18 protein-coding genes are annotated in these 21,843 nt (G+C 48.2%); 10 read left to right on the forward strand and 8 right to left on the reverse strand.

Annotated elements, in window-relative coordinates; genetic code table 11:
* Positions 1 to 6: 6 nt before the first annotated feature.
* Together M2137_RS07450 and M2137_RS07455 are read right to left on the reverse strand one after the other, a co-directional pair.
* A complete protein-coding gene (locus tag M2137_RS07450) occupies positions 7 to 1,080 on the reverse strand; it encodes a type I asparaginase (RefSeq protein ID WP_280765833.1) in 1,074 nt (357 codons plus the stop codon).
* Between the two features lie 20 nt (positions 1,081 to 1,100).
* On the reverse strand, positions 1,101 to 1,712 hold the full coding sequence (locus tag M2137_RS07455) for a trimeric intracellular cation channel family protein (RefSeq protein WP_280765834.1): 612 nt from the start codon (positions 1,710 to 1,712) through the stop codon (positions 1,101 to 1,103).
* Between the two features lie 160 nt (positions 1,713 to 1,872).
* On the opposite strand from M2137_RS07455, the gene M2137_RS07460 reads away from it, so the two are divergent.
* Entirely contained in the window at positions 1,873 to 3,345 is a 1,473-nt protein-coding gene (locus M2137_RS07460) for a DUF3943 domain-containing protein (RefSeq protein ID WP_280765871.1), read from the forward strand.
* 81 nt (positions 3,346 to 3,426) lie between these two features.
* Here the strand turns inward: M2137_RS07460 and M2137_RS07465 are convergent, their stop codons facing one another.
* Positions 3,427 to 5,058, reverse strand: a complete 1,632-nt coding sequence (locus M2137_RS07465) for an ABC-F family ATP-binding cassette domain-containing protein (protein ID WP_280765835.1) — start codon at positions 5,056 to 5,058, stop codon at positions 3,427 to 3,429.
* Between the two features lie 486 nt (positions 5,059 to 5,544).
* Between M2137_RS07465 and M2137_RS07470 the strand changes: the two genes are divergently transcribed.
* Genes M2137_RS07470 through M2137_RS07480 form a run of 3 tightly spaced genes read left to right on the forward strand, consistent with a single transcriptional unit; the run spans position 5,545 to position 7,777 of the window.
* Positions 5,545 to 7,092: a PglZ domain-containing protein gene (locus M2137_RS07470; RefSeq protein ID WP_280765836.1), complete on the forward strand. Its 1,548-nt coding sequence runs from the start codon at positions 5,545 to 5,547 to the stop codon at positions 7,090 to 7,092.
* 21 nt (positions 7,093 to 7,113) lie between these two features.
* Complete coding sequence (gene tsaE / locus M2137_RS07475) at positions 7,114 to 7,533, forward strand: tRNA (adenosine(37)-N6)-threonylcarbamoyltransferase complex ATPase subunit type 1 TsaE (RefSeq protein WP_280765837.1); 420 nt, start codon at positions 7,114 to 7,116, stop codon at positions 7,531 to 7,533.
* Between the two features lie 7 nt (positions 7,534 to 7,540).
* A complete protein-coding gene (locus M2137_RS07480) occupies positions 7,541 to 7,777 on the forward strand; it encodes an immunity 17 family protein (RefSeq protein WP_280765838.1) in 237 nt (78 codons plus the stop codon).
* Here the strand turns inward: M2137_RS07480 and rnr are convergent.
* Both rnr and M2137_RS07490 read right to left on the reverse strand, forming a co-directional pair.
* Positions 7,764 to 9,938 carry a ribonuclease R gene (rnr, locus tag M2137_RS07485; RefSeq protein ID WP_280765839.1) on the reverse strand — a complete coding sequence of 725 codons (2,175 nt, stop codon included), beginning with the start codon at positions 9,936 to 9,938 and terminating at the stop codon, positions 7,764 to 7,766. The two genes, M2137_RS07480 and rnr, sit on opposite strands and share 14 nt — an antisense overlap.
* A gap of 20 nt (positions 9,939 to 9,958) precedes the next feature.
* Positions 9,959 to 11,140 carry a DUF1343 domain-containing protein gene (locus M2137_RS07490; protein WP_280765840.1) on the reverse strand — a complete coding sequence of 394 codons (1,182 nt, stop codon included), beginning with the start codon at positions 11,138 to 11,140 and terminating at the stop codon, positions 9,959 to 9,961.
* Between the two features lie 386 nt (positions 11,141 to 11,526).
* On the opposite strand from M2137_RS07490, the gene cmk reads away from it, so the two are divergent.
* From cmk to pfkA, 3 genes are all read left to right on the forward strand, one after another.
* Complete coding sequence (gene cmk / locus M2137_RS07495) at positions 11,527 to 12,222, forward strand: (d)CMP kinase (protein ID WP_280765841.1); 696 nt, start codon at positions 11,527 to 11,529, stop codon at positions 12,220 to 12,222.
* A 123-nt stretch (positions 12,223 to 12,345) separates the two neighbouring features.
* Positions 12,346 to 13,215, forward strand: a complete 870-nt coding sequence (locus tag M2137_RS07500; RefSeq protein WP_280765842.1) for a 4-hydroxy-3-methylbut-2-enyl diphosphate reductase — start codon at positions 12,346 to 12,348, stop codon at positions 13,213 to 13,215.
* An 89-nt stretch (positions 13,216 to 13,304) separates the two neighbouring features.
* Complete coding sequence (gene pfkA, locus M2137_RS07505; protein ID WP_280765843.1) at positions 13,305 to 14,285, forward strand: 6-phosphofructokinase; 981 nt, start codon at positions 13,305 to 13,307, stop codon at positions 14,283 to 14,285.
* Positions 14,286 to 14,362: 77 nt separating this feature from the next.
* Here pfkA and rsmD read toward each other — a convergent pair whose 3' ends face one another.
* From rsmD to M2137_RS07520, 3 genes are read right to left on the reverse strand one after another with little or no spacing between them, the layout of a single operon-like run.
* Positions 14,363 to 14,902: a 16S rRNA (guanine(966)-N(2))-methyltransferase RsmD gene (rsmD, locus tag M2137_RS07510; protein ID WP_280765844.1), complete on the reverse strand. Its 540-nt coding sequence runs from the start codon at positions 14,900 to 14,902 to the stop codon at positions 14,363 to 14,365.
* A complete protein-coding gene (locus M2137_RS07515) occupies positions 14,890 to 15,726 on the reverse strand; it encodes a DUF3822 family protein (protein WP_280765845.1) in 837 nt (278 codons plus the stop codon). Before M2137_RS07515 ends, rsmD begins: the two co-directional genes overlap by 13 nt.
* A 6-nt stretch (positions 15,727 to 15,732) precedes the next feature.
* On the reverse strand, positions 15,733 to 16,374 hold the full coding sequence (locus M2137_RS07520) for a hypothetical protein (protein WP_280765846.1): 642 nt from the start codon (positions 16,372 to 16,374) through the stop codon (positions 15,733 to 15,735).
* A gap of 92 nt (positions 16,375 to 16,466) precedes the next feature.
* Between M2137_RS07520 and M2137_RS07525 the strand changes: the two genes are divergently transcribed.
* The 3 genes from M2137_RS07525 to M2137_RS07535 all read left to right on the forward strand — a co-directional run bounded on the left by M2137_RS07525 (position 16,467) and on the right by M2137_RS07535 (position 21,614).
* Positions 16,467 to 17,885 carry an AAA family ATPase gene (locus M2137_RS07525; RefSeq protein ID WP_280765847.1) on the forward strand — a complete coding sequence of 473 codons (1,419 nt, stop codon included), beginning with the start codon at positions 16,467 to 16,469 and terminating at the stop codon, positions 17,883 to 17,885.
* A 237-nt stretch (positions 17,886 to 18,122) separates the two neighbouring features.
* Positions 18,123 to 19,847: an ABC transporter ATP-binding protein gene (locus M2137_RS07530; RefSeq protein ID WP_280765848.1), complete on the forward strand. Its 1,725-nt coding sequence runs from the start codon at positions 18,123 to 18,125 to the stop codon at positions 19,845 to 19,847.
* Positions 19,848 to 21,614, forward strand: coding sequence for an ABC transporter ATP-binding protein (locus M2137_RS07535; protein ID WP_280765849.1), 1,767 nt, complete (start codon positions 19,848 to 19,850; stop codon positions 21,612 to 21,614).
* The last annotated feature ends 229 nt before the right edge of the window (positions 21,615 to 21,843 follow it).

The following is a 21,843-nucleotide window of genomic DNA, read 5'->3' on the forward strand; positions in this document are numbered from 1 at the left end:
TCTCTATTATCTTACAGACAGATATTCCGGAATGGTTATCTCGCCTATTAATGAACAATTCATACGTTCTTTTACCTCTTCGGGACTCAGGTCATGCCCGAAAAGGAACATCAACTTGGTTACGGCACTTTCCGTCGTGCTGTCGTAGCCGCTTATGACACCGACTTCCAATAGTCTATGCCCGGTCTCATAGCGATGCATCTCCACGGTACCGGCAATACACTGGCTTACGTTGACAATCAGAATGCCTCTTTCTACCGCTTCTTTCAGCATATCCAGAAACCATTTCTGCATAGGTGCATTTCCACTTCCGTACGTCTCCATGACTACGCCTTTCAGGTCGGGAATAGTCAGGATGCTTTCGACCACCTGGGGCGATATGCCGGGGAAGAGCTTTAGGATAGCAATGTTGTTATCCAAACGATAATGTGGCTTCAGTGGCTTGCGCAAGACCGGATGGTAGACCTGCGGCAGATCATATTTAATATGTATACCGGCATGAGCCAGTACCGGATAGTTGTAGGAACGGAAGGCATTGAAATTGTCGGCGCTGACTTTACAGGTACGGTTTCCGCGCAATAGGTTGTTTTCAAAGAAGACACATACTTCCGGAATGAGTGGCATACCGTTTTCTTTGGCGGCGGCAATCTCAATGGCGGTAATCAGGTTCTCTTTTCCATCGGTGCGAAGTATGCCGATCGGCAGTTGAGATCCGGTAAGAATCACCGGTTTACTCAGGTTCTCCAACATAAAGCTCAGAGCCGAAGCCGTGTACGACATAGTATCTGTCCCGTGCAGTATCACAAACCCATCATAGCGCTGGTAGTTATCCGCAACAATTTCGACCAGTTCTTTCCAACATTCGGGACCCATCTCCGAGGAGTCGATCGGCGGATCGAACTGAATACTGGAAACCGTATGACCTAATTTCTTTAACTCCGGCATATTGTCTTCGAGGTGTTGGAAATTGAAAGGTTCCAACACGCCGCTTTCCGGATTTTCCATCATGCCGATGGTTCCGCCGGTGTAAATGAGCAAGATCGATGCTTTTTCGTGTTGATTGTTTTCCTGAATAGTCATAGCGTACAAAGTTAATTATTTTATTCGTCCCCCTTTAATATAGGGACGCTTATATGGTATTTAACGGCGATTAACCGGGCGGCCAATACACTGATGGCTGTGACCACCTGGGTGACTACCGGTGTGACGTTTAAGCGATGGCAAATATAATAGATACATCCTCCCAAAACGCAGGTAAGCGCATAAATATCTTTTCGGAAGATCAGCGGCACCTCATTGATCAGGATATCCCGGATCATACCACCGAAGGAACCCGTAATGGTGCCCATGATGATCGCTACCCAGAAGGGATGCCCTAAGGCCAGTGTCCGGTCGAGTCCAGCCACCACGAAAAGCCCCAGCCCGATGGCGTCGAATATAAAGAATGTATTGTTGAGCTTGATTACATATTTGCGAAACACCAGTACAAACAACAGTGCCAGACCGGAAACAATCAGATAGGAGGCATCTTCGAGCCAGAAGAGTGTTTTGTTAAGCATGATATCGCGAATCGTTCCGCCTCCGATAGCCGTCACAACCCCTACGACGTAAGCACCAAACCAATCAAATTGTTTGGCTGAGGCCAGCCGAATACCACTAATGGCGAAAGCAAACGTCCCGGCATAGTTGCAAAAGGTGATAAAATCTATCATTTTGATTTTTTTTGCAAAAATACATAAATACTTCTCATCTTCTCTCCGAATGTGTAATATTAGCTAAGATTAATTTAAACCAAACCAATGTCGTATTAGTTATTCTTTATAGGTTTGCATCGTTTTAATGAGTGGTTGGTCTCTTTACATACAGACAATGATGAAAAAAGTAATAATAGGGATGTTGTTTCTTCTGTTTACACAGGGGATGTGGAGTCAGCATATACCGGAGGCTTCTCCCCGCCATTATGTGAGCGACAGCATCCGTATTCTTCCCTCCCGTCCCTGGAAAGCGGCTATGGAAACTTTTGGCATCAATATGATTATTTGGGGATTCGACCGCTTTGTGGCACAGGAAGACTGGGCGCGGATCAATGTCCATACGATGAAGGATAACTTCCGAACAGGCCCGATATGGGACACTGATAAGTTTTCCACCAACCTGATTGCTCATCCTTATCATGGCTCTCTCTATTTCAATGCCGCGCGCAGCAACGGCATGAACTTCTGGCAATCCATTCCCTATTCGATCGGTGGCAGCCTGATGTGGGAGTTCTTTATGGAAGCGGAGCCGCCGTCAATCAACGATATACTCGCGACCTCTTTTGGAGGATTCGAATTGGGGGAGATTACCTACCGCCTGTCGGATATTTTTCTGGACGACCGTACTTCCGGCAGCGAGCGCGTCTGGCGCGAAATCTTAGCCGGGATTGTCTCTCCGGTGCGTGGCTTGAATCGGCTTATCTCCGGTGATGCCTGGCGGAAAGCGCCGAACAAAGGGCGTTCGCTCCCTTCTGTTCCCATCACTTTCATTGTCAATAGCGGCGTGCGTTTCCTGGCCGAACAGGAGCAATCGAAGTGGGGAACCACCAGTATGCATCTTTCTTTCCTCTTGAATTATGGTAATCCTTTCAATGACGACTACTACTTGCCGTACGAATGGTTCCGTCTGCGGGCCGGTGTAGACCTTTTCTCTACACAGCCTCTGCTGAGTCAGGTGAATGCCGTTGGGGCTTTGTGGGGTAAACAGATATGGTCGAGCGGTAACAAGGTGTTGACGGCCGGTGTTTTCCAGCATTTCGACTATTACGATTCGGAGCTTCGCGGTCATACTGAAAAGACAGTCGTTCCCTACCGTATCTCGGAGGCAGCAGCAGTAGGAGGGGGGCTTCTTTATTATAAGGAGGGAATAGGTCATGACCCGGTTAATATTTTCGGGGAATTGTATATCAACGGGGTGGCTTTAGGTGCCAGTGTGTCTGATTATCTGCAATTGGAAGAGCGCGATTACAACCTGGGCAGCGGATATAGCATCAAGGCGTACGCCGGATTAAACTATAAGAAAAACTGGAATTTTCTGTTGAACCTGGAGAACTACCATATTTTCACCTGGAAAGGATATGATCCCGGATTGGATTTTGAAACGGTAGACCTGGGAAGATTAAATGTGCAGGGAGAAGAGAGCAACGCCCGGTTGACGATCTTCTCTACCCAGTTGGCTTACGTCTCCGATAAGCGTTGGAACATTGCGCTGTCCAACCGCTACTTTGCCCGCCATACCCGTTACCGCTATTATAACAATGTCCCGACCTCGACGTATGATGTGGTGCTAAGCGTAGGATATCGGTTGTAATTGATAATTGATAATTGATAATTGATAATTGATAATGGATAGGCGGAAACCAATTATCAATTATCCATTATCCATTATCAATTATCTTTCCAGTTCCCTCAGACTCTCCATCTTTTTGCGTTGCATAAACTCATAGATGCCTTCGAGGTGTTCAACTACTTTCTGGTTACCGAACTCATATACCTTGGTCACCAATCCGTCTAAGAAGTCGCGGTCGTGGGATACGACAATCAGGGTGCCGTCGAAGTCCAACAGCGCCTGCTTCAGGATATCCTTTGTTTTCATATCCAGGTGGTTGGTCGGCTCGTCGAGGATCAGTAGGTTGACTGGTTCCAATAACAGGCGGATCATCGCCAACCGCGTACGTTCTCCCCCGGACAATATCTTTACCTTCTTGGTGGAATTCTCTCCGCCGAACATAAAGGCACCCAACAGATCTTTTATCTTATTGCGGATCTCCCCTTTGGCTACGTCATCGATGGTTTGGAACACCGTCAGGTTTTCATCCAAGAGGGAGGCTTGGTTTTGCGCGAAATAGCCAATCATCACATTGTGACCGATCGTCAATAGCCCATCATGCTCTATCTCCTTCATGATACATTTCACTAAGGTCGATTTCCCTTCCCCGTTTTTGCCGACGAAAGCGATCCGGTCACCGCGCTCGATCGTGAGGTGGGCGTTGCGGAATACGGTGTGATCGCCATAGCTTTTCGTTACATTCTCGATGGTCACCGGATAGGAGCCCGAGCGGGGCGATGGAGGGAATTTAAGCCGAAGCGCTGAGGTGTCCTCTTCGTCGACCTCCAGGATATCTAATTTTTCAAGCATCTTCACGCGGCTTTGCACCTGCAGGGTCTTGGAATAGGTCCCTTTGAAACGTTCGATAAACTCTTTGGTCTCGGCAATCATCTTCTGTTGTTCGTCGAATGCCTTCTGCTGTTGTTCGCGCCGTTCTTTGCGCAATTGCAGGTAGGCGCTGTAGTTTACCTTATAATCATAAATGCGTCCCATGGTCACCTCGATGGTACGCGTCGTAATACGGTCGATAAACGCCCGGTCGTGGCTGATCACAACCACCGCCTGTCCGTTGTCGATCAGGAAATCCTCCAACCATTGAATAGATTCGATATCTAAGTGGTTGGTCGGCTCGTCGAGCAACAAGACATCGGGTTTCTTCAGGAGCAATTTGGCCAACTCGATACGCATACGCCATCCCCCGCTAAACTCACTGGTTTGACGTGTGAAATCGCTGCGCTTGAATCCCAACCCCAACAGGGTCTTTTCGATATCCGCGTCGTAGTTGATCTCTTCGATGGAATAGAATTTTTCGCTTAAGGTCGATACCTGTTCTATCAATTGATAATATTCTTCCGAATCATAATCCGTCCGTGTTTCCAATTCTTTGTTGATCGCTTCGATCTCTGCCTCCATCGCATGCAAATGTGCAAAAGCCTGTGCGGTCTCTTCAAATACGGTCCGTCCGTCTTCTGTCATCAGATGCTGTGGCAGATAGGCAATCACGGTATCTTTGGGTGCCGACACCTTGCCACGCGTTGCTTCACGGGCACCGGCCAGTATTTTTAATAAGGTAGACTTACCCGCTCCGTTTTTTCCCATCAGGGCGATGCGGTCTTTTTCATTGATCACAAAGGAGATGTCCGAAAACAAGGCGCTTCCGCCAAATTCTACTGTTAATCCGTCAACTGATATCATACTTGCTTCCTGTTTTTTTATAAAGAACGGCAAAGGTAGTAAAAAGGAAATTCATCCGGAAAATGCGTGTTTAGAAGTTCTGGTAATGTAAGATGGGAAGGGGGCAGGGGGGAGGTGCTCTTTCTCTCTCAAATGTTAAAATCTCGATTGTAAGCAAAATGGGCGTTTTGCTTACAAATCCATACGTTAAAAAGTGTTTCTCCCGGGAGTTTGTCTCCGAAGTCCCGCTTTTTTGCGCGCAAAGTCGGGCGGAAATTACAAATCGTAAATTGGTGGTTTTGTTGGAAATGGATATTTTAACGTTTATTCACGATGTCGTGAGGTGGCTGAATCGTTACATAATGGGTGGATGTGATTTTACTTAATAAACGAAATACCTGAAGGCGAATAGACGTTAAAAACCGGGCGGTTTATACAAAAAAGGAAGAGTTGTCGTTAGTTTAGTAGGCTTTATGTAATTTTGCAGTAAACTTATTCATAAAAAAGATGGTAAGAAAAGACAGAATACTTTGGGCGGACGATGAGATCGATCTCTTGAAGCCGCATATTTTATTTCTTCAGGATAAAGGGTATGACGTCACGCCGGTTATCAGCGGACAGGATGCCATCGACTGCATCCGGGAAGAGAGCTTCGATATCATCTTCTTAGATGAAAATATGCCCGGGCTCTCCGGCTTGGAAACGCTGGCGGTGATCAAAGAGATAAACCCCAATATCCCGGTGGTGATGGTAACCAAAAGTGAGGAGGAGAGCATCATGAACCAGGCGATTGGCAACAAGATAGCCGATTACCTGATCAAGCCGGTGAATCCGAACCAGTTATTGCTTTCCATCAAAAAGAATGTACATAAAAACGATATTATCAGCGAAACAAAAACGACGGGCTACCAACAGGAGTTTGGGCGTATAGGCATGCAAATCAATGACTCGCTGACGACCGACGACTGGATCGAGGTCTATAAAAAGATTGTCTACTGGGAGTTGGAACTCGAAGGCGGACAAACGCAGATGGATGATCTGTTGCGCATGCAAAAGACAGAGGCCAATCAATCGTTTGGGAAATTTATCCGGAAAAACTACGAAGGATGGATCGAACGCCCGGAGAATAGACCGTTGATGAGCCCCGACTTGTTCAAAAAGAAGGTGTTCCCACTTCTGGACAATGACGAAAAGGTCTTTTTTATCCTGATCGACAATTTCCGGTTGGACCAATGGCGGGTGGTAAAAGAGCTGTTGGTTGATTATTATACCTTTGAAGAGGATCTTTATTACAGCATCCTGCCGACAGCCACGCAATACGCCCGGAACGCGATCTTTTCCGGCCTGATGCCGCAACAGATCGAAAAGATGTTTCCTGAACTATGGATCGATGAGGAGAGCGAAGAGGGAAAAAACCTGAACGAAGCGCCGCTGATCCGCACACAACTGGAGCGTTTCCGTAAGAATTACAGCTTCTCTTACCATAAAGTGTACGACTCCGCTTACGGCGAAAAGCTGATCCAGCAGGTCTCTTCCCTGACGCGTCATCCGCTGAATGTGATCGTATTGAACTTTGTCGATATGCTTTCCCATGCCCGCACGGAGAGTAAGATGATCCGTGAGCTGGCACAAAGCGAGGCCGCCTACCGCAGTCTAACGAAGTCCTGGTTTCAACATTCCACCGCCCTGGAGCTGTTTCGCAAAATAGGCGAAAAGGGATACAAGGTGATCCTGACCACCGATCACGGGACGATCCGGGTCGACAACGCGATTAAGGTGATTGGCGATAAGAATACCAATACGAACCTGCGCTATAAACTGGGGAAAAACCTCGGTTACAATCCCAAAGAGGTGTATGATGTGCGCGATCCGTCGAAGATCGGCCTGCCGTCGCCCAATCTGAGCACGAAATATATATTCGCACTCAACAACGACTTTATTGCTTATCCCAACAATTACAATTACTATGTCTCTTACTACAAAGACACCTTCCAGCATGGAGGTATCTCGATGGAAGAGATGATGGTGCCTTTTGTGACCATGACACCGAAATAAAATCAGATTACGAAAAGAAATATGAAGACAATTCAGATAACCCATATAGATACGATTCACGAGAGCGCCCAGGCGTTTATCGAGGCGATGGACGACCGCACCGTGTTTGCTTTCCACGGAGCCATGGGCGCCGGAAAGACCACCCTGATCAAAGCGATCTGTGAGGAGTTGGGCGTTACGGATGTGATCAACAGCCCAACCTTTGCCATTATCAACGAATACCGCAGCGAAACAACGGCAGAGTTGATCTATCATTTCGATTTTTATCGTATCAACAAACTAAGTGAAGCGGAGGATATCGGTACGGAAGACTATTTCTATAGCGGTGCCCTTTGCTTTATCGAATGGCCGGAAAAGATTGAAGAGTTGTTGCCTTCCGATACCGTGCATGTCACGATTCAGGAAAATCCGGATACCACCCGCACGGTAACGATAGAATAAACCGCATATGACGATCCCCGAATACATCCTGTTAGCCCTGTTTCTCTTGATGGGTGTCTTCACCTGTCTGGCTTCCCTGTTGAATTTCAACTGGTTTTTTGAAGCTCGAAAAGCCCGTACGGTGGTTGGTACACTGGGGCGTACCGGCGCACGTGTCTTCTATTTCTGCCTCGGCATAGCGTTGATCGCCTGCTCTGTTATGGGCTATCTGCAATGGTCGGCAAGCACCGCTATACCATCATAAAATCTAATTGTTTCCGTTCCAGATTGGCTTGTACGACTTTGATGGTGATTGGGTCGCCTAAGCGATACTCACGTCCGCGGCGGCGTCCGACTAAGCTGTAATTCTTTTCATCGAATTCGTAGTAGTCGTCGTCGAGATCACGGATAGGCACCAGCCCTTCGCATTTGTTTTCGTTGAGTTCCACGTAAAGTCCCCATTCGGTCACGCCGGAAATCACGCCATCGAACACCATACCCAGCTTGTCGCTCATAAACTCCACCTGCTTGTATTTGATCGATGCGCGTTCGGCATTGGCGGCGGTTTGTTCCATTTCAGAGCTATGATCGCAAAGCTCTTCTATCTTATTCTTTGGCACACTGCGCCCTCCCTCTAAGTAACGTTCCAGCAACCGATGCACCATCATGTCGGGATAGCGGCGGATAGGCGAGGTGAAATGTGAATAATGCGGGAAAGCCAATCCGTAATGCCCCACGTTTTCCGTGGAGTAACGTGCTTTCTGCATGGCGCGAATGGCCAAAGTCTCGATCAGATTCTCTTCCGGACGCCCTTGCGCGCTGTCTAATAGCTTGTTGATGCTTTTGGATATCTCGCTTTCGCTGCCTTCGGTCTTGAGCTTATAGCCGAAACGTCGGATGAAAGCGGCGAAGTTTTCCATTTTCTCGGGATTGGGCGCGTTGTGGATACGGTAAACAAATGTTTTCTTCGGTTTTCCTTTGGCAGGCAGCCCAACATATTCAGCCACCGTGCGATTGGCCAAAAGCATAAACTCTTCGATCAATTTGTTAGACTCTTTGGCCTCTTTGAAGTAGACACGGAGCGGTTTGCCCTGTTCGTCGATTTCGAATTTTACTTCGTAGCGGTCGAAGTTGATCGCGCCATTCTTGAAGCGGCGATCGCGTATGCGCTGAGCCAATTGGTTGAGCATCAAGATCTCCTCCTTGTAGTCGCCTTCGCCTGTTTCGATCACCTCCTGCGCCTCTTCGTAGGTGAATCGGCGATCGCTGCAGATCACTGTCCGGACAATCCGTGAGTTCTTCACGACAGCATTCTCATCCATTTCAAAGATAACCGAGAAGCAAAGTTTTTCTTCATCCGGACGAAGGGAGCAGATCAGGTTGCTCAATCGTTCGGGCAGCATCGGAATGGTGCGATCGACCAGGTAGACTGAGGTGGCACGCTTCTGCGCCTCTTTCTCAATAATGCTTTCCGGTCGGACATAATAGGTCACATCAGCAATATGCACGCCGATCTCCCAATTGCCATTCTCCAGGCGGCGCATCGAGAGGGCATCGTCAAAGTCTTTCGCATCCTTCGGGTCGATGGTGAAGGTGGTGATTTTACGGAAATCCTCCCGCTTCGCGATTTCTTCCTGCGGAATCTCCTCCGGTATGCGGTTGGCCGCCTTTTCTACCGCTTCGGGGTATTTATAAGGCAAGCCGAACTCCGCCAGAATCGCGTGCATCTCGGTGGTGTTATCGCCGGCTTCGCCCAGGATATCAATCACCTGCCCGATCGGGTTCTTATGTTCGTCGGGCCATTCCACGATCTTCACAATCGCTTTATCCCCGTTTTTCCCGCCTTTCAGTTTATCTTTCGGAATAAAGATATCGTTCGCCAGGGTTTTATTCTCCGTCACTAAGAAAGCAAAACCTTTGGCTACCTGCAGTTTTCCAACGTAGGTGGTCTCTTTGCGCTCCAAGACTTCCAATACCTCTGCTTCCGGCTCAGCCCCTTTGCGTTTGGCAAAGAGTTGCACCTTCACCTTGTCACCGTCCATGGCATGCGCCGAATTGCGCTCGGCCACAAAGACCGCGGCACCTCCGTCTTCCGGCATAAAGGAGTTTTTCCCGTTGCTGCGGCGCATAAAAGTGCCTACCGCCTGTGTGCCTAAATTATGTAATTTGTACCGTCCGCGGTCGATCTCCGTGATGAAATTATCGGCCGCCAGGTCATACAGGATATCTACCACCTGCAATTTCTGCACCTGATTCTCTACGCCGATCATTTTGCTGATCTGCTTATAATTGAATGGCTCCTGTGGAGAGGATTGGAAGGCGGCAATAATTGCCGGTATCATCTGCTGCTTTTTCAGGCGTTTACTGCCCTGTTTTTTCTCTTTCTTCTCCGGTTTCTCTTTTCTTTTATGTCTGTTTTTTGCCATAATGTGCTGTTTCTAATCATTTAATACAATAAATATTTCTGTCGCATTTCCCGGTAGGCATCCAGGTCGGCCTGCCAACTGGCGCGTATCTCCTCTTCGGTCATGCCATTGGTTAGCTGCATACGAAGCTCTTTGGATCCGGCCAATAGGTCGAACCAGTCGGGACGGGTGAAGAATTTTGCCCGGTCGTCGCCCGCCTTATTCAGGAAGTCGATCAGGAAACGAAGCGTGAAGCCTCCTTCAAAAGCTGTTTGCTGCAGGTCTACCCCATAACAAACCTTGTCTTTATGCATGGGGTTGGTGTCGAATCCCGGGAGTGAAACGGGCGTGAACTGGAAGTCGCCATAACTCGGATCGGGATACCCCAACACCTGGAACGGGAAATAAGTCCCCCGACCCACGCTGATTCCTGTCCCTTCAAAGAGACAGAGGGAGGGATAAAGGCGGATCGATTGGTCGTTCGGCAGGTTAGGAGAGGGCTTGACCGGCAGCCAATAGGGATCGCCATGCTGCCAGTTTTCCATCTCTATGACCGTGAGTCGGCAGGTGTCGGGCGTCGATTGCAACCATCTTTCGCCATTGATCATCCGGGCCAGTTCGCCCACTGTCAGCCCGTGCAACAAAGGAATCTTATGCATACCGACAAACGACTCGAATCCGTCCCGGCGCATCGGTCCGTCCACGAAGTCATTCGGATTCGGGCGGTCGAATACAATCACCTCTTTTCCGTTTTCCGCACAAGCCTCCATTACATAGTGCATCGTGCTGATATAGGTATAAAAGCGGGTGCCTACATCCTGAATATCGAAAACAATGACATCCAGATCGGCCAGTTGGGCAGCTGTTGGCTTTCGGTTGCGTCCGTATATCGATACGATGGGAATGCCCGTTCGTTGATCACGGCTGTCGTCAATCTCCGCCCCGGCATCTTCCGTCCCCCGGAAGCCGTGTTCAGGTGCAAACACCTTGATTATGTTTATCTTTTCAGCCAGCAATGTGTCTAATACATGTACCTGCGTATTCTCCAGAATAGAGGTTTGGTTGACAACCAGCCCAACCCGCTTCCCCTCTAATAAGGGCAAAATCACCTCCATCCGCTCAGCACCCAGTTGCAATTTGGGTTGTTGCGCGCAGAGACTGCCTGTCGAATACAAAAAAACAAAGACAATACCTATTTTGTTTAAATATTCTATTATACGCATAAATACTTTATTCTAAGCCTTATGCAAACATACGGAAAAATTAATCAATTTCGCTTCTATCGCTCTATTTTCGCTATTTGATATTTTGCTTTGCACTTCGTTTTATTTGCTAAGTGAAATTGACATTTTGTCAAAAGCGCGGGAGAATGTTGGAGAAAACCCGGGACTTTGAAGACAAACTCCCGGGAGTTAGTATTTGTTAACATTTGAAGTGTAAGCAAACAGGGCTGATTTTAACTAAAAACATCCCCCTTCTGCTTACACCTGTGTTTTTCGATTTATCTGCCGAATATCGTTTCGCGGATGCATCGTTTTTCTGAAGAATAGATCGTATATTTGTATGTTGTAAATAAAGTGTAACCCCTTCCTCAACAGTTCTATTGAAGATGAAAAAGATTACCATTGCGATCGACGGACATTCCTCAAGCGGAAAGAGTACCATGGCCAAAGATTTGGCTAAAACCATTGGTTATACCTATATAGATACCGGTGCTATGTATCGGGCAGTCACCTTATACGGCCTGCAGCAAGGCCTGTTTTCCGGTGACACGCTGGATGAAGAGAGACTACGGGAAGAGATGAAAAACATACATATCTCTTTTCGTCCGAATCCAGAAACCGGACGCCCGGATACCCTTTTGAACGGAGTCGATGTGGAAAAGGATATACGGGGCATGGAGGTGTCCAACCATGTAAGTCCGGTGGCTGCGTTGGATTTCGTGCGCTATGAGCTGGTAGAACAGCAAAAAAAAATGGGACGTGGCAAAGGTGTTGTTATGGATGGGCGCGATGTCGGCACGGTGATCTTCCCGGATGCCGAGTTGAAGGTGTTTATAACGGCATCGCCCGAGGTGCGCGCCCGGCGTCGGTTGGACGAATTGCAGGGGAAAGGGCTTGATGTCTCTTACGAAGAGATCCTCGAGAATGTCAAAAAACGCGATTTTATCGATTCGACCCGTGAGGTAGGCCCTCTGAAACAGGCGGAGGATGCGATCCTGTTAGACAACTCCAACATGAGTCTGGAGGAGCAAAAGGCATGGCTGCTGGAGCAATACGAGAAAATTATGAATTATGAATTATGAATTATGTTTTTCATTCTTCACTCTTTATTGCTTTACGCCTTCGGCTAAGCGATTTCCGCTTCGCTCCAATTGCTTTACGCTTCGCTAAGCGATCTTCGATTCATAATTCATAATTAAACTACGGTGGTTCAAGTTGAAATAGATAAAAGTTCCGGTTTTTGTTTTGGTGTCGTAACGGCTATCGAAAGTGCCGAGCGCGAACTGAAAAAGGAGGCTGTGCTTTACTGCCTGGGGGACATTGTGCATAACAACCTGGAGGTTGAACGCCTCAAAATAGAGGGGTTGCGCACCATCGACCATGCAGCGCTTGCCGATCTGCAGGGAGAAAAGGTATTGCTTCGTGCCCATGGTGAACCGCCTTCCACCTATGAACTGGCACGGAAAAACAATATTACGATCATCGATGCTACCTGCCCTGTGGTATTGCGGCTGCAACGGAAAATACACAGTTGCTACCTTCAGTCGAAAACCGATCGCAGTCAACTGGTGATCTACGGTAAAAAAGGACACGCCGAAGTGAACGGACTGGTTGGCCAAACGGAAGGAACGGCCATTGTAATAGAAAGCGTAGAAGACCTGGAAAAACTCGACTTCGAAAGGGATATCATTCTCTTCTCGCAAACGACCAAATCGTTGGATGGATTTCGTGAGATCATTGAGGAAATAAAACGGCGGATCAGCGGCGGGGTCAAATTCGATTACCACGACACGATCTGTCGTCAGGTGGCCAACCGCTTACCGAATATCAAGAAGTTTGCAGCAAGCCATGATTGGATCTACTTTGTGGCAGGGGTGAAGAGTTCCAACGGGCGTGTGTTGTTTGAAGAATGCCTGAAAGCCAATCCAAACACCTTGTTTATCACCGAAGCGCGGGAGATTACCGAAGCCTTGCCGCCGGAGGTAAAGACCGTCGGTGTATGTGGAGCCACCTCAACACCCAAATGGCTGATGGAAGAGGTGGCAAACAGGATAAATGATCTGAATAATTTATAGATTCAACCGAAACGTGAATTGCAGAATTTTCACGTTTACTATCAATTAAAATCCTTAATTTTGCTGCGAACTAATAAACAAAATACGCTATGTCTACAGTGAAGTGTATTGGCATTTTAACCTCCGGAGGTGATGCACCCGGCATGAACGCAGCCATACGTGCCGTAACCCGCACGGCTATTTATCAGGGTATGAGCGTAAAAGGCATATATCGTGGTTACAAAGGATTGATCACAAATGAGATTGAAGATTTTAAAACACAGAACGTAAGTAATATTATTCAACGGGGTGGTACGATTTTGAAGACCGCCCGCTGCGAAGAATTCCGTACACCCGAAGGGCGCAAGCTGGCTTATAAGCGGTTGCAGGAACATGGGATCGAAGCCTTAGTGGCTATCGGTGGCGATGGAACGCTGACGGGTGCCCGTATATTTGCGCAAGAGTTTAATTATCCGATTGTCGGATTACCGGGAACAATCGATAATGACCTGTTTGGAACAGATGTGACCATTGGTTTCGATACGGCTCTCAACACCATTATGGAGTGTGTCGATAAGATCCGCGACACGGCGACTTCGCATGATCGCTTGTTTTTCATTGAGGTAATGGGGCGCGAAGCCGGGTTCCTGGCGCTCAACGGTGCCATTGCTTCCGGAGCGGAGGCGGCGATCATTCCGGAGATCTCTATCGAGAAAGACCAATTGTCGGAAATGATCGACAACGGTTTCCGCAAATCGAAGAACAGCAGTATCGTATTGGTGGCGGAAAGTGAGATTACAGGAGGCGCGATGGGCGTAGCTGAACGTGTAAAGAAAGAGTACCCGCAGTTCGACGTGCGTGTTTCTATCCTGGGTCACTTGCAACGTGGAGGTTCTCCGACAGCACGCGACCGCATCCTGGCAACCCGCATGGGCGTGGCTGCGATCGATGCAATCCTTGAAGACCAGCGCAATGTGATGATCGGGATACAAAACGAAGCAATCACCTATATCCCCTTCTCAAAAGCGATCAAGAACATCAAAGGAATTGACCGCGACCTGGTCAATACCTTGCGAATTTCCTCCATTTAACGAGGGATATATACTATAAAAAAAGACCTTAAAGGATGATATACCTTTAAGGTCTTTTTTTATAAGAGCAAGGCTCCTTATTCTTTTATAAAAACACTGAAGTTGACTGATCCATAGACCCTGCGCTGGTTGTAGTAAGGCAGCTCCGAGAAATCGTATTCTTTGGGATGTTCCATCACAAATATTCCTTCGGGGCGAAGCAGGTTTCTATCGAGTACGATCCGGGGGATTTCTGCCAAGTCTTCCAATTTATAAGGCGGATCAGCAAAGATTATATCGTAACTCTCCGCCTTGGCACGCTCCAGAAAACGGAAAACATCGCCACGGATCAATGAGAGATGCTCCTCTTTTAGCTCCCGGGCCACCTTCTGAATGAAGTTGGCGTGTGCGTTGTTTAGCTCTACTGCCGTTACCCGGCGGCAGCCACGCGACAGCATTTCAAACGAAATACTCCCTGTTCCGGCAAAAAGATCAAGGGCTTCCAGGTCATCAAAGTCGACAAGGTTCGACAAAACATTGAATATATTCTCCCTGGCAAAATCGGTTGTCGGCCGGGCACTGAAGTTAGACGGAACGGAGAAACGCCGTCTTCCGTATTTTCCACTTATGATTCGCATGTACTTAAAGCTATAAGATCGACAGGGGTATGCATTATTTCATCGCCCAATAAATAGGCATCGGCAGGGATTCCGCCCGCTTCTACCCGACGAAGATAAGGGTTGAGGGCTTCGATAATCTCCTGTTTTGTTTGTCCTTTCCCACCTTCTCCATAGATAAAAAGCTGATCTTTATATTGATCCATGCCTGTCGAGCGCCAGATATACAAGAGGTAATACAGTATGTCCTCTGTTGTTCCCACGGAAAAGGAGTTGATAAACACCGGTTTATCCTGCCGGTAGCAGAAAACATCAATGCGCTTCGGGGAGATTACCGCAAACATATTGGCCGAAAAAGAGGCCATACTCTGCTTTTTCCAGAAAGGGATCAATAGAGAAGCCGAATGAACAAACAACGGATCGATAAAGGAACGGGAACAAAACTCATAGGTGTCGTTGTCCATACCATACACAACGACCATATTCTCCTCTTCAAGCGTGTTATGAAGGCATCGGTTTTCCGGCTGTGAGAAGTTGAAAGCCAGAAATTCTTCCTGCTGCTTTTCGTCGAAAACCTGGGCGGGAACCATCGTAAACTGCGGGAAATCCACAACGAAATACACCTTTCGGTAGGACCAGGTCAGGAAATCATGCGCATAAAAGAACTCTTTAAACGCCTCCCCGTACGACAAAGCATGGTCAAACTCCGCCTTTCGGATAAAGAAACTGCCCGGGACAGATGGCATATAGGCGGAAAAAGAAAGTCCATCCGGTTGGAGCCGGATGGACATTATATATTTATCCGATTGATTAATCGTCAACGTATCAGGAACGCTGATAAGCATAAGAAATTAGAGATTTTCCCAGTTACCTGCGCTGTTATTTACCTCATCCAGTGATCCTACGCGAATACCAGCATATTTGCCTTGCTTTTCAGCTTTGTCGATCAGGTTATAACGCAACTGCGGATCCATTTCTGTCAGGTAGTCTTTGAATAACACACCACATTCAAACACTTTGATTTCGTAACCTGTCGGAGAGGTCAGCGTAGCTGTGTCCATGCTGAACTCAATACGGTTGCCCGGTACAGCAGGCACATAACGCATGTTAGCTACGTCATATCCTCTGCCCAAAAGCGTGTCTTTTGCAAGCATCCACAGCGTATCACGACGGATCAAACCTTCTTTTACTGCCTGTTGTTCTGTCATCCCTTTTTCCAATTGTTCGTCAGTCAAAACACCTTCTTTAATAACAAAAGGAAGTTGCTCTTCGTTCAGGAATTTTTCCAAATCTGCAAAAGAGCCGGCATGTGTTTTGTGAATATTCTTGTACTCAATCTGAACCTTACGGATGTCTACCAAACGAGCAATAATTTCCGTATCGCGCGCTTCTTTTTCCTTATTAAATTCAATTGGCCCAGTAATACTCTTTACGCACATGTAAACAAGCAGGAATACTGCTACAGTCAGTAAAATCTTTAATGTAACTTTCATGGTTTGTATTGTTTTTTGAATTTATTTCGTCCGGCAAATATAAAAAGAATATTTAATACCTTACCTTTATCACGAAAATTATTGCTTGTAAAATGATAAATAGTTACTTAGGAAAACTAATCTCTGTTAATTTCCCCCATACCCCGACGCCAAACCAGGCTCACGCGATAGAGATAATTGTTGATTTCCTTCAGTCGACCCAGCCCAACACCCTCCTTCTTCTTAAGGGATATGCCGGGACAGGCAAGACATCCCTGATAGGCGCGCTGGTCAAAACACTGACACAATTAAAGCAAAAAACAGTGCTGTTAGCCCCGACAGGCAGGGCTGCCAAAGTGTTCTCGGGATATGCCAACCACAAAGCCCTGACCATCCACAAGAAGATATACCGCCAAAAGACATTCTCCCCCGAGATGACAGGCTTCCAACTTAGCCAAAACCTGCACCGCGACACCCTTTTTATTGTCGACGAAGCCTCAATGATCACCAACGAAGGGATCGACTCACACCTCTTCGGCGAAGGGCGCCTGTTGGACGACCTGATCCGGTATGTGTACGAGAATGAAAACGGACGCTTGATTTTGATGGGTGATACCGCCCAGCTTCCGCCGGTAAAGCAAACCGAAAGCCCGGCGCTCAGTCGTCAGGTGTTGCGGGGGTACGGATTGGAAGTGAGCGAGATACAACTCACCCAGGTGGTGCGCCAGGCCGATGATTCGGGCATACTTTACAACGCCACCCGCCTGCGTGAAGCCCTTGCTGCACACACCGTGGAGATCTTTCCCCGCCTGCGCCTGGGCTTTGCCGATTTCCGCAAGGTGAACGGAATGGATCTGATTGAAGAAATCTCGTCGGCCTACTACCGCAACGGCAGGGAAGAAACCATCGTTATCACGCGCAGCAATAAACGGGCAACAATCTACAACAACGGTATCCGCAACCGCATCCTCGACCGCGAAGAAGAACTCTCGGCCGGCGATTTCCTGATGATAGCCAAAAACAACTACTACTGGACGGAAAAAGAGAAGATCGAAGCGATGGATTTCATTGCCAACGGTGATATTGTGGAGGTACGCAGAGTACGCAAAACTTATGAAATGTATGGTTTCCGATTCGCCGACGTCGAGGTGCACTTTCCCGACTATGACGTAGAAATGGAGATACGGATCCTATTCGACACGCTTCAGTCGGAGACACCGGCTCTCACCCGGGAGGAAAATGATCGCTTGTTTCAGGCCATATTGGAAGACTACGAAGAGATCACCCGCCAAAGCGATAAGATGAAACAGCTCAAAGCCGATGCCTGGTACAACGCCGTACAGGTGAAATATGCCTATGCGATCACCTGCCACAAAGCGCAGGGCGGACAATGGAGCCATGTTTTTCTTGATATCGGCTACGTGACCGAAGAGATGCTGGGCGAAAACTTCTACCGTTGGCTATACACCGCCTTTACCCGTGCGACCAATAGCCTCTATTTGGTGAACCTACCCAAAGAATTTGAGGAATAATCCGAAAACACAAGTGTAAGCTGAATAGGTCGTTTTTTAGTTAAAACGACAGGGGTTTGCTTACACTTCAAATGTTAACAAATACTAACTCCCGGGGGTTTGTCTTCAAAGTCCCGGGTTTTTGACAAAATTCTCCTGCCGAAATATCATTTTGTCATTTTGCCAAAACAGAAATGATATTTCGTTTTCTTGTCGGAAAAGGCTTGAAATTGATTATTTTTGCCTGCCCATAGAGCAATGAAGAAATACTGGGACATTCTGAAGAAATACAAGGTCGGACTATTGCTTAGTCCTTTTCTTGTTTTGGCAGGGGTTGTGAGCGAAACGATCCAACCTTATTTTATGTCTCAGATCGTAGACCGGGGCGTGATGCAAAACGACCTTTCGGTGATCACCCGAACCGGTACGCTGATGGTCGTCGTCTCCCTGATCGGCTTATGCGCCAGTATCATCAATATCTATGTCTCTTCCAAAACATCCATCGGGTTCGGGACCGATCTGCGTGGCAAGCTGTTCCATAAAATCCAGCAACTGGCTTTTCCTGATATCGACTATTTCAGCTCGGCCTCGCTGATTACGCGCCTGACCAACGACGTGACCCGCATTCAGCAAGTCATTATGATGTCGATGCGCATCATGCTTCGCGCGCCGATGATGCTGGTGATGGCGATCTTTTTCATTATTAATATAAACAAAGAACTGGCGCTTATCCTGACCGCCTCCATCCCGCTATTGGCCGTTAGTGTATTCTTTATATTGAAAAAAGGCTTTCCTTTCTTCCTGATCGTGCAACAGAAAATCGACGCATTGAACGGTGTGGTGCGTGAGAACCTGATCAATATCCGGGTGGTCAAATCCTTCGTCCGGGAAGAATTCGAAACAGAAAAGTTCACCCGCAATAGCGAAGAGTTGCGGGATATTGTGATCCGTGCCTCGAATATCATCGTGTCGCTTTTTCCCGCCATGCAACTGATACTCAACCTGTCGGTATTGGCCATCCTCTGGTTCGGAGGCATCAAGGTGATGAACAGCGACCTGCAAGTGGGCGAATTGATCTCCTTTGTCAACTACCTGATGCAGGTGTTGATGTCGCTGATGATGCTCTCGATGGTGATTATGACCTACGCGCGTGCATCGGCCTCGTCGGACCGCATTGTGGAGGTACTCGACAAAAAGCCTTCCCTCGCCGACACACCCGAAGGAACAACAAACCATCACCGGATCACGGAAGGCAAGGTGGCTTTCGATCATGTCAGCTTCCGGTATAGTGGTGGGGAGACGGATGTGCTTCGCGATATCAACTTCGAGATTCAACCGGGAGAGACCATTGCCGTGGTCGGCATGACCGGCTCGGGGAAAAGCTCGCTCTTGCAACTGATCCCTCGCCTGTATGACGCCACGGAAGGCCGTGTCCGCATTGACGATCGGGATGTAAAAAGCTACTCCCTCGACGAACTGCACCGGAAGATAGGCGTGGTATTGCAGAAAAACGAACTTTTCTCAGGAACGATCATGGAAAACCTCCGCTGGGGCAATCCCGAAGCGACCGAAGAAGAGGTGGAAGAGGCGGCGCGGGCAGCCGAAGCACACGATTTCATCAATTCTTTCCCGGAAGGATACAACACCCAACTGGGAAGAGGCGGCGTCAATGTGTCGGGCGGACAAAAGCAACGCCTCTGCATAGCCCGTGCCCTTTTGCGCAAACCGAAAGTATTGATCTTAGACGATAGCACAAGCGCCGTCGACAGCGAAACGGAACTGAAAATACGCTCCAACCTGGCCACCTACCTGCAGGAGACGACATTGTTTGTGATCACACAACGCATCCACACCATGCAGTCGGCCGACCGGGTGATCATATTGGAAGACGGTGAAATCGATGCCATCGGCCGACCGGAGGAGCTTATGGAGCAATCGACTATCTACCGGGAGATCTATCATTCACAGCAATTGGTAAATTAAATGGCAGACAAGAAAAAACATATCAACGAGGGAAAGCCGAAGGAGAGCAAGAAAACGCTTCGCCGCATGGTCTCCTATCTGCGTGCCGACCGGAAGAGGCTCGTTGGGATTGCCCTGTTGATTGTTGTCGAAGCCGTCTGCAGCCTGATGGGATCCTATATGCTGAGGCCTATCATTAATAAGTATATTATTCCTGCCGATATGGCCGGACTCATCCGGGCGCTCGCTTTCCTGGGAGGCATCTACCTCGCGGGAGTGGTAGCGATGTGGGTGCAGTACCGATTGCTCAATGTGATCGGCCAGCAAACCGTCACCCGCATCCGCGCCGATCTGTTCCACAAAATGGAGCGCTTGCCACTCAACTATTTCGACACCCACCAGCATGGCGACCTGATGAGCCGCTATACCAACGACATCGACCGTATCAGCGATGCCTTGACCGATAGCCTGGCGGAGATCATGACCAGCGTACTCATGCTGACAGGGATCGTGACGATGATGATCTACATTAGCCCGGTATTGACCCTGGTTACGTTTATTACCATTCCGCTTATGATTCTCTTTGCCCGCTACATTGTGAAGAAAAGCCGCAAATACTTCAAGGCGCAACAGGATGCCCTGGGGGAGATCAACGGATACACGGAAGAGATGATCAGCGGACAGAAGGTTATCAAACTCTTCGGTCACGAACAAAAGGTAGAGGCCGACTTCGAAAAACTCAACCAGGATCTCAACGCCAAGTCGCAAAAGGCGCAGTTCTATTCGGGATTGATGATGCCGGTGATGCAAAACCTCAGCACCCTCAATTTTGTTATTATCACCATTGCCGGAGGGCTGTTGGCACTCTTCCGGGGATTCGACATCGGCGGACTGGCGGCTTTCCTGCAATATTCCCGTCAGTTCGGACGGCCTATCAACCAGTTGGCCAGCCTCTACAACAGCATACAGGCTGCTTTGGCCGGAGCCGAACGTATCTTTCAGGTGATCGACGAGGCACCCGAACCGGCAGACGCGCCGGAGGCTGTTGCCCTGACAGAGGTGAAAGGGGATGTCAGGATGCAAGATGTTATTTTCGGATATGAGCCCGAACATACCGTACTTAAAGGAATATCCCTACATGCTTCGCCCGGATGTAAGATCGCCTTGGTTGGAGCAACAGGCGCGGGCAAGACCACCATTATGAACCTCCTGCCCCGCTTCTACGATATCCTCTCGGGCGAAATAACCATCGACAACCATCCGATCGGGCAAATCAAACGGGAGGATCTGCGCAAATCGATGGCGATTGTGTTGCAGGATACCCATCTGTTTACCGGCACCGTCCGGGAAAATATCCGTTTCGGACGCCTGGAAGCGAGCGACGAAGAAGTAGTTCGGGCAGCTAAATTAACCGCTGCTCACTCCTTTATCCGCCGCCTACCACACGGCTATGATACCCTACTCGAGAACGACGGTGCCAACCTGAGCCAGGGACAACGCCAATTGCTCAACATTGCCCGGGCGGCCGTGGCCGATCCCTCTATTCTCCTGCTCGACGAAGCCACCAGCAATATCGATACCCGCAGCGAATTGTTGATACAAAAGGGACTGGATCAGTTGATGGAAGGGCGTACCAGCCTGATCATCGCACACCGCCTGTCGACCGTTCGCAACGCACACCTGATCATGGTGCTCGAAAATGGGGAGATCATCGAACGGGGCAACCACGAACAACTGATGGAACAAAAAGGGAAATACTATACCCTCTACAGGGAACAGTTTAAATAAATACAACAAAAAGCAATCTTTCATTCCTGTTTTATTGATATTTGACAGAAAAAGAGGTAAAAATCTTATAATTTCTTTGCGCGTTTAGATTATTATCCTACATTTGCATCGTCAAAAGAAAAAATGACGCATAATCATGACAACAAACGTATTGCATATTATTCTCGTGGTCGTCCTTCTAGTCATTAGCAGGTAAGTGAGAAAGGTATGCATATAGTTATGTAAGTCA

This window comes from Parabacteroides sp. PFB2-10 (assembly GCF_029893085.1).
In the GTDB taxonomy this organism is placed as follows: Bacteria; Bacteroidota; Bacteroidia; order Bacteroidales; family Tannerellaceae; genus QVMG01.

Coding starts and splice junctions, on each gene's coding strand:
- M2137_RS07515 (WP_280765845.1), bottom strand. CDS start 15,726: ATGCTTATCAGCGTTCCTGATACGTTGACGATTAATCAATCGGATAAA.
- M2137_RS07455 (WP_280765834.1), bottom strand. CDS start 1,712: ATGATAGATTTTATCACCTTTTGCAACTATGCCGGGACGTTTGCTTTC.
- tsaE (WP_280765837.1), top strand. CDS start 7,114: ATGAAGACAATTCAGATAACCCATATAGATACGATTCACGAGAGCGCC.
- M2137_RS07520 (WP_280765846.1), bottom strand. CDS start 16,374: ATGAAAGTTACATTAAAGATTTTACTGACTGTAGCAGTATTCCTGCTT.
- M2137_RS07480 (WP_280765838.1), top strand. CDS start 7,541: ATGACGATCCCCGAATACATCCTGTTAGCCCTGTTTCTCTTGATGGGT.
- cmk (WP_280765841.1), top strand. CDS start 11,527: ATGAAAAAGATTACCATTGCGATCGACGGACATTCCTCAAGCGGAAAG.
- M2137_RS07535 (WP_280765849.1), top strand. CDS start 19,848: ATGGCAGACAAGAAAAAACATATCAACGAGGGAAAGCCGAAGGAGAGC.
- M2137_RS07470 (WP_280765836.1), top strand. CDS start 5,545: ATGGTAAGAAAAGACAGAATACTTTGGGCGGACGATGAGATCGATCTC.
- M2137_RS07525 (WP_280765847.1), top strand. CDS start 16,467: ATGATAAATAGTTACTTAGGAAAACTAATCTCTGTTAATTTCCCCCAT.
- M2137_RS07465 (WP_280765835.1), bottom strand. CDS start 5,058: ATGATATCAGTTGACGGATTAACAGTAGAATTTGGCGGAAGCGCCTTG.
- M2137_RS07530 (WP_280765848.1), top strand. CDS start 18,123: ATGAAGAAATACTGGGACATTCTGAAGAAATACAAGGTCGGACTATTG.
- rnr (WP_280765839.1), bottom strand. CDS start 9,938: ATGGCAAAAAACAGACATAAAAGAAAAGAGAAACCGGAGAAGAAAGAG.
- pfkA (WP_280765843.1), top strand. CDS start 13,305: ATGTCTACAGTGAAGTGTATTGGCATTTTAACCTCCGGAGGTGATGCA.
- M2137_RS07490 (WP_280765840.1), bottom strand. CDS start 11,140: ATGCGTATAATAGAATATTTAAACAAAATAGGTATTGTCTTTGTTTTT.
- M2137_RS07460 (WP_280765871.1), top strand. CDS start 1,873: ATGAAAAAAGTAATAATAGGGATGTTGTTTCTTCTGTTTACACAGGGG.
- M2137_RS07450 (WP_280765833.1), bottom strand. CDS start 1,080: ATGACTATTCAGGAAAACAATCAACACGAAAAAGCATCGATCTTGCTC.
- rsmD (WP_280765844.1), bottom strand. CDS start 14,902: ATGCGAATCATAAGTGGAAAATACGGAAGACGGCGTTTCTCCGTTCCG.